Source organism: Micromonospora sp. WMMD961 (genome assembly GCF_029626145.1).
Classification (GTDB): domain Bacteria; phylum Actinomycetota; class Actinomycetes; order Mycobacteriales; family Micromonosporaceae; genus Micromonospora.
Map to the genome: position 1 here is coordinate 1390084 of NZ_JARUBJ010000002.1, position 13309 is coordinate 1403392.

General features: G+C 70.4%; 11 protein-coding genes. 6 read left to right on the forward strand and 5 right to left on the reverse strand.

Annotated features, from left to right (window positions below):
- Positions 1 to 34 precede the first annotated feature (34 nt).
- Positions 35 to 1147, reverse strand: coding sequence for a GNAT family N-acetyltransferase (locus tag O7614_RS06700; protein ID WP_278137602.1), 1113 nt, complete (start codon positions 1145 to 1147; stop codon positions 35 to 37).
- Entirely contained in the window at positions 1144 to 2295 is a 1152-nt protein-coding gene (locus tag O7614_RS06705; RefSeq protein WP_278137603.1) for a GNAT family N-acetyltransferase, read from the reverse strand. Before O7614_RS06705 ends, O7614_RS06700 begins: the two co-directional genes overlap by 4 nt.
- A gap of 168 nt (positions 2296 to 2463) precedes the next feature.
- On the opposite strand from O7614_RS06705, the gene secA reads away from it, so the two are divergent.
- Positions 2464 to 5391: a preprotein translocase subunit SecA gene (gene secA, locus O7614_RS06710; RefSeq protein ID WP_278137604.1), complete on the forward strand. Its 2928-nt coding sequence runs from the start codon at positions 2464 to 2466 to the stop codon at positions 5389 to 5391.
- Positions 5392 to 5615: 224 nt separating this feature from the next.
- Here secA and O7614_RS06715 read toward each other — a convergent pair whose 3' ends face one another.
- Together O7614_RS06715 and O7614_RS06720 are read right to left on the reverse strand one after the other, a co-directional pair.
- Positions 5616 to 6209 carry an Rv3235 family protein gene (locus O7614_RS06715; RefSeq protein WP_278137605.1) on the reverse strand — a complete coding sequence of 198 codons (594 nt, stop codon included), beginning with the start codon at positions 6207 to 6209 and terminating at the stop codon, positions 5616 to 5618.
- Between the two features lie 201 nt (positions 6210 to 6410).
- Entirely contained in the window at positions 6411 to 6638 is a 228-nt protein-coding gene (locus O7614_RS06720; RefSeq protein WP_278137606.1) for a helix-turn-helix domain-containing protein, read from the reverse strand.
- A gap of 216 nt (positions 6639 to 6854) precedes the next feature.
- Between O7614_RS06720 and O7614_RS06725 the strand changes: the two genes are divergently transcribed.
- The gene (locus tag O7614_RS06725) at positions 6855 to 7364 is read left to right on the forward strand and encodes a hypothetical protein (RefSeq protein ID WP_278137607.1); all 510 of its coding nucleotides are present in this window, start codon (positions 6855 to 6857) and stop codon (positions 7362 to 7364) included.
- Between the two features lie 65 nt (positions 7365 to 7429).
- Here O7614_RS06725 and O7614_RS06730 read toward each other — a convergent pair whose 3' ends face one another.
- A complete protein-coding gene (locus O7614_RS06730; RefSeq protein ID WP_347404338.1) occupies positions 7430 to 8581 on the reverse strand; it encodes a hypothetical protein in 1152 nt (383 codons plus the stop codon).
- Positions 8582 to 8965: 384 nt separating this feature from the next.
- Here O7614_RS06730 and pruA point away from each other — a divergent pair, with 384 nt between their 5' ends.
- The 4 genes from pruA to ftsE all read left to right on the forward strand — a co-directional run bounded on the left by pruA (position 8966) and on the right by ftsE (position 13272).
- Positions 8966 to 10594 carry an L-glutamate gamma-semialdehyde dehydrogenase gene (pruA, locus tag O7614_RS06735; protein WP_278137608.1) on the forward strand — a complete coding sequence of 543 codons (1629 nt, stop codon included), beginning with the start codon at positions 8966 to 8968 and terminating at the stop codon, positions 10592 to 10594.
- Between the two features lie 177 nt (positions 10595 to 10771).
- Positions 10772 to 11287 carry a PadR family transcriptional regulator gene (locus O7614_RS06740; RefSeq protein WP_091393967.1) on the forward strand — a complete coding sequence of 172 codons (516 nt, stop codon included), beginning with the start codon at positions 10772 to 10774 and terminating at the stop codon, positions 11285 to 11287.
- A 64-nt stretch (positions 11288 to 11351) separates the two neighbouring features.
- Positions 11352 to 12473 (forward strand): peptide chain release factor 2, encoded by a 1122-nt coding sequence (prfB, locus tag O7614_RS06745; RefSeq protein WP_088986217.1) that lies wholly within the window; start codon positions 11352 to 11354, stop codon positions 12471 to 12473.
- A 118-nt stretch (positions 12474 to 12591) separates the two neighbouring features.
- Positions 12592 to 13272: a cell division ATP-binding protein FtsE gene (gene ftsE / locus O7614_RS06750; protein WP_030331491.1), complete on the forward strand. Its 681-nt coding sequence runs from the start codon at positions 12592 to 12594 to the stop codon at positions 13270 to 13272.
- Positions 13273 to 13309 lie beyond the last annotated feature (37 nt).

Here is a 13309-nt window from a genome sequence, read left to right on the forward strand (position 1 = left end):
TGGGGGCGTCCCGCCGCAACTCCCTGATCCGGTCTCAGCGCAGATCGCCGGGGAGCAGCGCGAACGTCAGATCGTCCAGACGGGTGCCCTCGAGGCCCGGCAGGCGGCCACGCTGTAGGCCCTCCCGGTGGAACCCGGCCCGCTCCAGCACCCGGTGCGACGCACTGTTGTCCGGCACCGTGCCGGCGGCCAGCCGGGCGATGCCGGCCGCGCCGAACGCCCAGGCCGCGAGCAGCCGGACCGCCCGCGTCGCGTACCCCCGGCCGCGCCAGTCGGGTAACAGGGCATAGCCGATCGACGCCTCGCCGCCGGCCACATCGGTGTACGACAACCCGCAGCTGCCCGCCGGCTGCCCGCTGGCCACGTCCGTGATCAGCAGCCGGGCGATCTCGCCGGTCAGCCATCCGCTCTCCGCCATACGGCAGCGACGCTCGATCGCCTCCCGCGTCGGCGGTACGGGCGGCGCCTGGTTCGCCACCACCTCGGGTCGGCTGTGCAGCCGGTGCATCAGCTCAGCGTCGCCCGGCGCGAGCCGCCGCAGCGCCACCACCTGATCGGTGAGCACCCCGTCGGGCAGGTCGGGCAGCAGTCGGGCGGCCGGGCCGGGCGGATCGTCGACGAGGCGTACCCAGGCCAGCAGGTCGTGCCGCCCCCCGTCGCGGGCGCTACCGGCGGACCGGCGCGACCCCTCGTAGCGGAAGCCGGCGGCCAGCGCGACCCGCTGGCTCGGCGTGTTCTCCGGGTGGGTGAGCAGCTCCAGTCGAGCCGTCCCCGAGCCGAACGCGTGCTCGGCGAGCGCGCGGGTCGCCGCTGTGGCCACCCCACGTCCGCGCGCCGCCGGGCACACCCAGTAGCCGATCTCGGCCTGCCCCCGTGCGGGCACCGGGTTGGACAGCCCCACCGTGCCGAGCAGTCGGTCCGTGGCCGGGTCCGCGATGGCGTACGCCGCGCCGCCGCCGGTCCAGGCCGCCGGAGCGCCCGCCTCGATCCACCAACGGGCGTCGACCTCGGTGTACGGCGCTGGCACGCCGGTCATGAACCGTTGGCTGACCGGGTCGGCCAAGCCGTCGACGATGTCTGCGGTGTCCTCGGCGCGGAACGGCCGCAGCCGCACCCCGTACGCCTCGACGACCTGCCGGAGGCTCACGTCAGGTCCTTGGCGAGCAGCGCGCCCACCCACACGTCGACGCGCTCGCCCCGGTGCTGCACCCCGCCCCGGGCGGTCCCCTCGACGGTGAAGCCCGCCTTCTCCGCCGCCCGGCGGGACGAGGTGTTGCCCACGTTCGCCCGCCACTCGATCCGGGCCAGGCCCAACGTGCTGAAGCCCCAGGCGCTGAGGGCGACCAGCGCGGCCGGCAGGTAACCCCGGCCACGGGCCTCCGGGGCGGTCATGTACCCCACGTCCGCCACCAGCGGGTCGCCGGGTGAGAGCCGAAGGTCGATCGTGCCCACGTACCGGTCGTCGGGGTCGGCGATCACGAAACAGGAAGCGTCCCCCCGCGCCCAGACGTCCCTGCCGTAGGCCAGGTAACCCTGGGCGTCGGTGCGGTCGTACGGGTCCGGCACCGTGGTCCAGCGGATGCTCTCCGGGTCCTGGCAGGTGCGCACCACGTCGTCCAGGTCCTGCTCCTCCATCTGCCGCAGCCGCAGCTCGCCGGGTGCCGCCGTGGCGAACAGGACAGGCTGCGGGCGGCCGAAGACGGCGGCCCGCCGGGCGGCCAGGGTGCCCGGACCGGCCGGCCCGGTCGAGCCGGGGGCGGGCACCTCGCCGGGCAGCAACGAGCCGATCCAGCCGTCCGCAGCGCCGGGCAGCGCCGGGTGGGTCAGCCGCAGCCGCCCGTCGACCCGGAAACCGGACCGGAGCGCCACCAGCCGGGAGGCGTGGTTGCCCACCTCGGCCTGCCAGATCAGCCGACGTAGCCCCAGGCCGTCGAAGGACCAGCGGGCCACCGCTCGGGTGGCCCGGACCATCACCCCACGGCCCCGCGCCCACGGGGCGGTCCAGTAGCCGATCTCACCGGTGCCGGCCGGGTCGATGGAGATCAACCCGCACGACCCGAGCAGATCACCGGTCGCCGGGTCGCAGACCGCGAACGGCGCTCCGGTGCCCTCCGCCCAGGCCCGCCCGCTCACCTCGGTGACGAAACCGTGAGCGTGTTCCGGTCCATAGGGGCGCGGCACGGTGGTCCAGCGCTGGATGTCCGGATCCTGGCAGGCCCGGTGCACGGCCTCGGCATCCGCCTCCCGCCAGGGTCGCAGCAGCACGCCGTCCTCGATGATCTCCACGGGCTCCACTCGTGCATCGTGCCGCAACGTTCGCCGACGGCGTAACCGGATAACGTCCCCGGCGTACCTGCTACGCGAGTTATGTCGGGTTCGCCGCGGTAGACCCCTGCTACCAGTGACCATCACGCCGATGGAGCGCCTACGATGGTTCGAGACCGTCTAGGGGAGCGTTGATCCGTGTCGATTCTGGAAAAGGTCCTTCGCGCAGGCGAGGGCCGCATGGTGCGCCGGCTGAAGGCCATCGCCGCCGCCGTCAACTCGATCGAGGACGACTACGTCAACCTCAGCGACGAGGAACTGGCCGGCATGACCGAACAGTTCCGGGAGAGGCTCGCCGACGGGGAGACCCTCGACGACCTCCTGCCGGAGGCGTTCGCGGTGGCCCGCGAGGCGTCCGCCCGGGTGCTGGGCCAGCGTCCGTACGACGTCCAGGTGATGGGCGGCGCGGCACTGCACTTCGGCAACATCGCCGAGATGAAGACCGGTGAGGGCAAGACGCTGACCTCGGTGATGGCCGTCTACCTCAACGCGCTGTCCGGCAAGGGCGTGCACGTGATCACGGTCAACGACTACCTCGCCCAGCGCGACGCCGCGTGGATGGGCCGGGTGCACGAGTTCCTCGGGCTGACCGTCGGTGTGGTGCTGCCCAACCGGCCGGCCACCGAGCACCGTGCCGCGTACGAGTGCGACATCACCTACGGCACCAACAACGAGTTCGGCTTCGACTACCTGCGCGACAACATGGCCTGGTCGAAGGACGAGCTGGTGCAGCGCGGGCACAACTTCGCGGTCGTCGACGAGGTCGACTCGATCCTGATCGACGAGGCCCGCACCCCGCTGATCATCTCCGGCCCGGCCGAGCACTCGGCCCGCTGGTACGGCGAGTTCGCCGGCGTGGTGGCCCGGCTCCAGCCCGGCACCGACGGTGAGGGTGACTACGAGGTCGACCACTCCAAGCGCACCATCGCGGTGACCGAGCGCGGTGTCGCCAAGGTCGAGGACCGGCTTGGCATCGACAACCTGTACGAGTCGGTCAACACGCCGCTGGTCGGCTACCTCAACAACGCGATCAAGGCCAAGGAGCTCTACAAGCGCGACAAGGACTACATCGTCAACGACGGTGAGGTCCTGATCGTCGACGAGTTCACCGGTCGCATCCTGCACGGCCGCCGCTACAACGAGGGCATGCACCAGGCGATCGAGGCCAAGGAGGGGGTGGAGATCAAGCAGGAGAACCAGACCCTGGCCACCATCACCCTCCAGAACTACTTCCGCCTCTACGAGAAGCTGTCCGGCATGACCGGTACGGCGCAGACCGAGGCCGGCGAGTTCAACAAGGTCTACAAGGTCGGCGTCGTGACCATCCCGACCCACCGCCCGATGGTCCGCGAGGACCGGCCGGACGTCATCTACAAGACGGAGAAGGCCAAGTTCAACGCCGTCATCGAGGACATCGCCGAGCGGCACCAGCTGGGTCAGCCGGTGCTGGTCGGCACCGTCTCGGTGGAAAACTCCGAGATCCTCTCCCAGTTGCTGCGCCGGCGCGGCATCCCGCACAACGTGCTGAACGCCAAGTTCCACGCCCGGGAGGCCGAGATCGTCGCCCAGGCCGGGCGTAAGGGCGCCGTTACCGTCGCCACCAACATGGCCGGCCGCGGCACCGACATCCTCCTCGGCGGCAACGCCGAGTTCCTCGCCGCGAACGAGCTGCGCCAGCGCGGCCTGGACCCGTTGGAAAACGAGGAAGAGTACGCCAAGGCGATGGAGGAGGTCCTTCCCACGTGGAAGCAGGCCTGTGACGCCGAAGCGGACGAGGTCGCCGCCGCCGGTGGCCTCTACGTGCTGGGCACCGAGCGGCACGAGTCCCGCCGGATCGACAACCAGCTACGCGGTCGTGCCGGTCGGCAGGGTGACCCGGGCGAGTCCCGCTTCTACCTGTCTCTGCAGGACGAGCTGATGCGACGCTTCCGGGCCGGTGCGGTCGAGGCGGTGATGGAGCGCTTCAACATCCCTGAGGACGTGCCCATCGAGTCGAAGATGGTCACCCGGCAGATCAAGAGCGCCCAGGCCCAGATCGAGGGTCAGAACGCCGAGATCCGAAAGAACGTCCTCAAGTACGACGAGGTGCTCAACAAGCAGCGCCAGGTCGTCTACGCCGAGCGTCTCCGGGTGCTCAACGGCGAAGACCTCTCCGACCAGGTTCGCAACATGATCGACGACACTGTCGAGGCGTACGTGCGGGGAGCCACCTCCGAGGGCTACGGCGAGGACTGGGATCTCGAGCAGCTCTGGTCCAGCCTGAAGCAGCTCTACCCGGTCGGTGTGACGATCGAGGAGTTGGAGGAGGAGGCCGGCGGCTCGCGTGCCGGCATGGACGCCGACTTCCTGGTCGCACGCCTCAAGGAGGACGCGAACGCCGCGTACGACCGGCGCGAGGAGCAGGTCGGCACCGAGGGCGTGCGTCAGCTGGAGCGGATGGTGCTGCTCCAGGTCATCGACCGGAAGTGGCGCGAGCACCTCTACGAGATGGACTACCTCCAGGAGGGCATCAACCTCCGGGCGTACGCCCAGCGCGACCCGGTGGTGGAATACCAGCGCGAGGGCTTCGACATGTTCGCCACCATGATGGAGGGCATCAAGGAGGAGACGGTCGGCTTCCTCTACAACGTCGACGTCCAGGTGACCGAACCGGAGCCGGAAGAGGGGTCCGAAGAGGTCACGCTGCTCGACAAGCCGGTGGAGATCCGAGCCAAGGGCCTCAACCAGGCACCGCGGCGGCAGGGCCTGCAATACTCCGCCCCCACCATCGACGGCGAAGCCAGCCCGGGCGCCGTCGCCGTGGAGCAGGCCGAGCAGCAGGCTCCGGCGCTCGGCGTGGGCCGACCGGCCCCGAATGCTCCGGCGGCGCCGGGGCAGACCGCACCGTCCGCTCCGCAGCGGCCCGCGTCCGGGCTGCGCGGTCCGGCGCTGCCGACGGCGGGCTCCCGTCGTCCGGCACCGAACCAGGCGGAGGCGAGCAACGGTCCGTCCCGCAACGCGCCGTGCCCGTGTGGCTCGGGTCGCAAGTACAAGCGCTGCCACGGTGCCCCCAACGGCGGTAACTGACCGACAGCAACCTGACGAACGGGTCCCGGCCATTCAGGCCGGGACCCGTTCGTCGTCTCCGGCCCTTTTCGCGCCCAACCCGTCCACCGGCTCACCGCCACCGGCCTGTCCGCGCGGTCACGTCGCGGGCGCGGCAGGCTTGCTCGCCCGTGCCCGTGCCCGTGGCCGTGGCCGTGGCCCGGTCCAGCCGGGCCGGGCCTGACCCGGCTCCGGGGGGCCGTGTGTCAGAGGACGTGTAGTGCGGTGCAGAGCCAGCGACCGCGACGATGTTCCAGACGGAGCGCCATCGCCCAACTCTGGCCGGCCGTGCCGGTGAGGACGGCGGCCGCCTCCACTGCGGCTTCCCGGGGCTCACAGACGCGCAGCCGGAGCAGTCGGACCGCTGGCCGGGTCGTGCGGCGGCGAGGTGCGCCGGTTCGGGTGGACGCGCGGGCCAGCTCGGCCAGTAGGTCACCAGCTCGTGGTGGGTCGAGCAGTGCGCGCAACTGTGCCGGCGAACGGTAGCCGTTGATCACTTCCAGGCAGGTGCCCACGAATCGATGCGCGGCTCGGGTGGATTCCGGGGCGGTTGCCGGGGGTAGCGACGCGGCCGGGTGAGTGGCGGACCGTGTGCGCACTGGGCGGAGAGCCGCCCGGCGCTCGGGAGGTCGCACCGGGTCCGGTCGGGTCGAGGCGAACAGGTCGAGGGCGAGCTGGCCGTGAGTAGGCACCGGCCAGTACGAGTCGTCGGCCTCGTCGGCGTACGGGGGGTCGACCGGTGGGACGGGGCGCATCCGCACGGGAGGTCGGGAAGGGCTGGGCCGCGCTTCGCTCATCATGCCCCCTGGTTCTTGCGTTTGCCTTCGTTTGCATACGACAACCCATTCTCGATAACGGAGCGGTGTCGGTCAATGCCCTCGCGGCGGACTCACCAGTCGGCAGGCGATGATTCACTCGACTTCGCCGAAGTCGGGGCGTTCCTACGACCCTGACACCCCAACTTCGGCGAACTGGAGTGGGTCAACGCCGCCGCCCTGTGTCTACTCCGGGTCGCGGTCGATCAGGGGGTTGCTCTGCACCCACTCTGCTGTCTCGTGGTATTTGCGGGCGATGTACTCCTCCAGACGCGCGCGTTCGACGCGCCACTGGCCGCGTCCACCGATCTTGATTGCGGGCAGTTCGCCGCTGCGCACCATGTGGTAGACCTGCGAGTCCGACACGTTCAGCTCGGCGGCGACGTCGGAGAGCAGCAGGAACCTCGGCTCCACAGGAACTCCCGGGGTTGATGTCGTTTGGTTTAGTTTGCCATCGACAGCCCTCGCCGCCCAGCACCGACCGCTCCGGCGGCAGACCGGACCGCGCAGGACACACCGGCCGGAAACTTCCACCGGCCGGAGGCGGGGTGTATGACGGTCACGGCGTGCGGCATGATCTGCGCCCGTGCCGGCGGCCGCCGGCGGTGGACGAAGCGGGGGAGACGACCGGTGACCGACGAGCTTGTCCGGGTGTACGTGCCGGCGACCGTACCGATGCTGGCCCGGCTGCGTGCCGAGGGGCTGGCCGCCGCCGAGGCGCATGCCGTGACCCCGGCGTTGCGCGAGTGGTACGCCGAGGGCGACGAGGAGGAGTTGGAGTACGTCGCTTTCACCCGGGCCGCCCAGGACGCGCTGCACCTGCTCCGGGCCGACCCCAGCGCTCCCCGCCGCCGCGTCGTCGTCTCGGTCGACCTGCCGCAGGGCGCGGTCGGGCGGGGTGACGGCGAGCTGGGTTCCAGCACGGTGACGTTGGCTGACGCCGTGCCGGTCGGTGCCATCGCGGCCATCCACGTGGATGGGGCGGACGCGGTCGAGGACGTCGCCGCGGCGGCCGACGTGGTGGCCGAGGCGGCCGCGGGCGACCTTGACGCTCAGTTCGCGGTCGACGGCGCCGAGGACCATGAGCTGGAGTGGTACGACGTGACGGAGCTCGACCTGCTCCTGCGCGCAGCCAGCTGAGCCGGACGTCGCAACGGCGTCGCGAGGTGCCAACCGACCTGCGGCAAGCCGGACGTCAACCCAGGTCAGCGCGCCGGGTCTGCCTTGGCCGGGTCGGTCTCGAGCCGGTCGAACGCCTCGGCGAGGTCCGGCTCTTCGGTCTCCGCGTCGACCCGGTCCGCGTCGACCCGGTCCGCGTCGACCCGGTCCGCGTCGACCCGGTCCGCGTCGACCCGGTCCGCGACGGGCTGCGGGCTGTCGGCCGGTTCGTCGTCGTTGTGCGCGGGGCCGAGCGTGCGGCCGAACGCGATGAGCGCGGTCAGTGCCCCGACGAAGAGCACCCAGATGCCGTTGTCCACCCGTGAGGTGCCCAGCGAGGTCTGCGCCACCGCGTCCGCCTCGCTGAGCGCGCTGGCCAGATCGAGCAGCGATCGGCCACCGATCCGGATGATCACCTCGGCGAGCAGCAGGAACAGCCCTGGCCCGGCGCCGGCGAGCAGGTACGCCGGCCAGCGCAGTGCCGAAGCGGCAGGATCGCGGCGGAGGATTCGGCGTCGCGACCAGGTCAGGTAACCGTAGGCGAGGAGTCCGGCGAAGAGCCCGGCGACGAGCGACTCGGTGCGGGACACCCACTTGGCCGCGTCGACCAACGACTGTTGACTGTCGCCGGCCCCGAAGAGGTCGAACAGCGGGTCCCGGGCCTGGCTGAACGCGACCACGAAGACGAGCGTGCCCAGCGCGGCGGTCACCACCGCGCCGACCGCCGGGGCGGTCCGCGCGCCGGCCACCGCGCCGCCGATGATCGCCGCAGCCGCCGTGGTGCCGGCGATCACGTTGGTGGTCGAGGTGTCGAAGTAGGTGAGGTTGATCGCCAGGGCAGAACCGAGACCGACCAGCAGACCGCCGCCGATCGCCCCGGTGAAGCGCAGGGTCGCCCAGTCCCCGTACCGCCGGGACAGCAGGTTGCCCGCCGCCAGCGCGACGGCCGCCCCGGCCACCAGCGCGGCCGAGATCACGCCGGGCAGGGCGAACGCGGAGAGACTGATCGCGGTCACCCCGGCCGCCGCCGAGGTGATGGCCTCCCGCGTGGACCAGAGCATGGCGGTCAGCCACCCGAGTGCCAGCAGTGCCAGGACCGCCGCGCCGGGCGCGGGCAGCGGGCGGCTGCTGGGGCTGGCCGCGTCGGCCGCCGGGTCGTCCGACTCCGCGGCCGGGACGCGGCCGGGCTGCTTGGTCATCGTCTCCCCTTCGAGGCGGCAGGTCACCGACCATTCAGGGTACGCGGGCCCGCTGGGTCGCCTGCCGCCCCGGGACCACCGGAACGGGGTACGCGCCGAGCATGCTCCCCGAGCGTGTCGGCGGCGTGGCTGCCGGCGTGGGTGCGGGGCGGCTGCCCGGCGCGTGGGCGGGTGGTCGGATCGAGCCCGGTCGGTAAGGGGAGAAGGGGTGCGCCGGTCCTTGGCCGTAGGCGGTGGCGGAGGTGGGGCGCGCAGCTCTCCATGGGAGAATCACCGGAGGTCCCGCCGCTGCTCGGCCCCCCGGGTGGTGTCCGGTGTCCGGCCGTCCGGTCGGTGCCCGCGGGTCCGGTTTCGCCACTGCTGTCGAGATCGCCAGGAGCCTTGATGGATGCCGTGTTCTCCGTTCCCGAGCCGCGCAACGAGCCGGTTCGCAACTACGAGCCGGGCAGCCCCGACCGGGACCGGCTCCAGCGGCGGCTGACCGAGCTCGCCGCCGAGCGCATCGACCTGCCGATGACCATCGGTGGTGAGCAGCGGATGGCTGCCGGTGACCCGATCGACGTGGTGCAGCCGCACAAGCACGCGCACGTGCTCGGCGTGACGGGTCACGCCAGCCACGACGACGCCCGCGCCGCGATCAAGGCGGCCAAGGACGCCGCCCCGATGTGGCGGGCGCTGCCCTTCGAGGAGCGCGCCGCGATCTTCCTGCGCGCCGCCGAGATGCTCGCCGGCCCCTGGCGCGACACCCTCAACGCGGCCACCATGCTCGGCCAGTCGAAGACCGCGATCCAGGCGGAGATCGACTCGGCGTGCGAGTTCATCGACTTCCTCCGGTTCAACGTGCACTTCGCCCGCCGCCTGCTCGAGGAGCAGCCGGCGTCCTCGCCGGGTGTCTGGAACCGTTTCGACCACCGCCCGTTGGAGGGCTTCGTCTACGCGGTCACCCCGTTCAACTTCACCGCCATCGCCGGTAACCTGCCGTCCGCGCCCGCGCTGCTGGGCAACACGGTGATCTGGAAGCCGGGGCCGACCCAGCAGTTCGCCGCGCACTTCACGATGCGGCTGTTCGAGGCTGCCGGCCTGCCGCCCGGCGTGATCAACATGGTTACCGGCCGGGGTGAGGAGGTCTCCGACGTCGTGCTCGCCGACCCGGATCTGGCCGGCATCCACTTCACCGGTTCCACCAAGGTCTTCCAGCAGTTGTGGCGGACCGTCGGCGACAACATCGCCCGTTACCGGGGCTACCCGCGCCTGGTGGGCGAGACCGGCGGCAAGGACTTCGTGGTCGCGCACACCAGCGCCGACGTGGACGCCCTGCACACCGCGCTGATCCGCGGCGCGTACGAGTACCAGGGCCAGAAGTGCTCGGCGGCCTCACGGGCGTACGTGCCACGTTCGATCTGGGAGGGTGGGCTGCGTGACCGGCTGGCCGCCACCACCGACTCGTTGACCTACGGCGACGTGGCCGACTTCGGCAACTTCGGTGGCGCGGTGATCGACGACAAGGCGTTCGCCCGGCACACCGCGGCGCTGGAGTTGATCGCCGGTGACGACTCCTGCCGGGTGCTGGCCGGTGGCACCGCCGACGACTCGGTCGGCTACTTCGTCCGGCCGACCCTGTTCGAGTGCTCCGACGCCGCCCACGAGACCTTCACCACCGAGTACTTCGGGCCGATCCTGGGCGTGCACGTGTTCGACGACGCCCGCTTCGACGACGTGGTCGCGCAGGCCGAGTCGATCGCCCCGTACGCGCTGACCGGCTCGGTGTTCGCCACCGACCGCCGGGTGGTCGACGCGGTCGCCGAGCGCATGCGGTACGCGGCCGGCAACTTCTACATCAACGACAAGCCGACCGGCGCGGTGGTCGGGCAGCAGCCCTTCGGCGGCGCCCGGGCCAGTGGCACCAACGACAAGGCGGGCTCCTGGCTGAACCTGGTCCGTTGGTTGTCGCCGCGGACGATCAAGGAGACCTTCGTGCCGCCGACCGACCACACGTACCCCCACATGGGCTGAAAGGAAGGGCCCCTTGTTAATGCCTGGTGTATAACAAGGGGCCCTTCCTTACCCCAGGCGATACATTGATAGTCCTCAACGGACAGTCTGCCGCCGACAGTGCACTTAGGAAGTCCTGTTGGGTGGCAAACTGGCAAATCCTGGACGCCGGGTGCGCAAAGTGGCAGCGTAGTGGGCATGGCGGATTCCGGAGTCAACCCTACGGCGGCGGCCCTGCTCGGCCTCCTCCATGAGGGCCCGATGACAGGCGGTCAGTTGATGGCCGCCGCTGAGCGCCGTCTGGCGCCGTACTGGTCGATGACCCGCAGCCAGGTCTACCGCGAGTTGCCGGTGCTGGCCGAACGGGGTTTCGTGCGTCTCGGTAAGCCGGGGCCGCGGATGAGCCAGCCGTACGCACTCACGGCCAGCGGGAAACGGACGTTCTCCCGCTGGCTCGCGGAGAACCCGGGGCGGGACACGATCCGCAACCCGATCGCGCTGCGGATGGCATTCGGCAACCTGCATTCCGCGAGCCAGTTGAAGGGCCTGTACGCCTCGGCCAACGAGTACCACACCGAGGCACTCGCCCAGGTTCGGGAACAGGTCAAGAACGCCAAACGGGACGGGGAGACGTACGACGCCAGCGCGCTGGAGTTCGCCGTCGCCTACCACCGGGCCGCCCTGTCGTGGTTGAAGTCCGCCCCCGTCGGGTGACGCCGGGAGGGTTCGCCCACCGGGAACGAGCTGAGCAGCCTGCGGCACAGTACGCTTGTCTGTCGTGACCGCTGCCGATTACGCCGAACAGCTCAAGGAACTCGACGCGACCCTGCGAAACATCGAGGCCGTCCTCAACATCGACCGGCTCCACGAGGACAAGGCCCGCCTCGAGCAGGAGGCCTCCGCCCCCGATCTCTGGGACGACCAGGCCAAGGCTCAGCAGGTGACCTCGCAGCTGTCGTACGTCAACGGCGAGATCAGCAAGCTGGGCAGCCTCCGCTCCAGCCTCGACGACGCCCAGGTGCTGCTGGAGCTGGCCGAGGCCGAGTCCGATCCCGGTGTGCTGACCGAGGTCGAGTCGGAGATCACCGGGTTGACCAAGGCCATCCAGGAGATGGAGGTCCGCACCCTGCTCTCCGGCGAGTACGACTCCCGGGAGGCGCTGGTCGCCATCCGGGCCGGCGCCGGTGGCGTGGATGCTGCGGACTTCGCCGAGATGCTGCTGCGGATGTACCTGCGCTGGGCGGAGCGGCACGGCTACCCGACCGAGGTCTACGAGACCTCGTACGCCGAGGAGGCGGGTCTGAAGTCGGCCACCTTCGCGGTGAAGGTGCCGTACGCGTTCGGCACGCTCAGCGTCGAGTCGGGCACCCACCGCCTGGTCCGGATCAGCCCGTTCGACAACCAGGGCCGCCGTCAGACCAGTTTCGCGGGCGTCGAGGTCCTGCCGGTCACCGAGCAGACCGACCACATCGACATCCCGGAAAACGAGGTACGCGTCGACGTCTACCGCTCCTCCGGCCCGGGTGGGCAGAGCGTCAACACCACCGACTCGGCGGTCCGGCTGACCCACATCCCGACCGGCATCGTGGTGACCTGCCAGAACGAGAAGTCGCAGCTGCAGAACAAGGCGTCCGCGCTGCGGGTGCTGCAGGCCCGGCTGCTGGAGCGCAAGCGCCAGGAGGAGCAGGCCAAGCTTGAAGGGCTCAAGGAGAACGCCGCCGGCTCGTGGGGCGACCAGATGCGCTCCTACGTCCTGCACCCGTATCAGATGGTGAAGGATCTCCGAACCGAGCAGGAGACCGGCAATCCGAGCGCGGTCTTCGACGGCGAGTTGGACGGTTTCATCGAGGCGGGCATCCGGTGGCGCAAGCAGCGGCAACTCGCCGACGACGGTGCGTAACCGCGTGTAGGCGCAGCGCGTCATCGATCTCCAGGTGGGGGCCCGATTCGGCGACTCGCGATGGATCGGCGGGGCGTGGGGCTTGGCTCAGTTGTTACACCGCGTAGACTCACGACCCGTGATTCAGCTTGAGCAAGTGACGAAGACGTACCCGAAGGCGTCCCGGCCTTCGCTCGACAACGTGTCCGTCTCGATCGAGAAGGGCGAGTTCGTCTTCTTCATCGGTCCATCCGGCTCCGGCAAGTCCACGATCATCAAGATGCTGCTGCACGAGGTGGCTCCCAACAAGGGACGCGTCGTCGTCAACGGCAAGGACGTCACGTCGATGCGGTCCTGGAAGCGACCCCACTTCCGGCGCTCGATCGGCTGTGTCTTCCAGGACTTCCGGCTGCTGCCGAACCGCACCGCCTACGAGAACGTGGCGTTCGCCCTTGAGGTGATCGGTAAGACCAAGGCGGTTGCCCGCCGGGTCGTGCCGGAGGTGTTGGAGCTGGTCGGGCTCGGTGGCAAGGAGCACCGTTATCCGCACGAGCTCTCCGGTGGTGAGCAGCAGCGGGTCGCGGTCGCCCGGGCGTTCGTGAACCGTCCGCTGATCCTGCTGGCGGACGAGCCCACCGGAAACCTGGACCCGGACACCTCGATCGAGATCATGCGCCTGCTGGACCGGATCAACCGCACCGGCACGACCGTCGTGATGGTCACCCACGACTCCAACATCGTGAACCAGATGCGCCGCCGCGTTGTCGAGATCGAGAGCGGTCGCATCGTGCGTGACCAGGCCCGCGGCGTCTACGGGTGAGTCGACGCTCCACCCTTGCGCAGCCTGACGACGAACA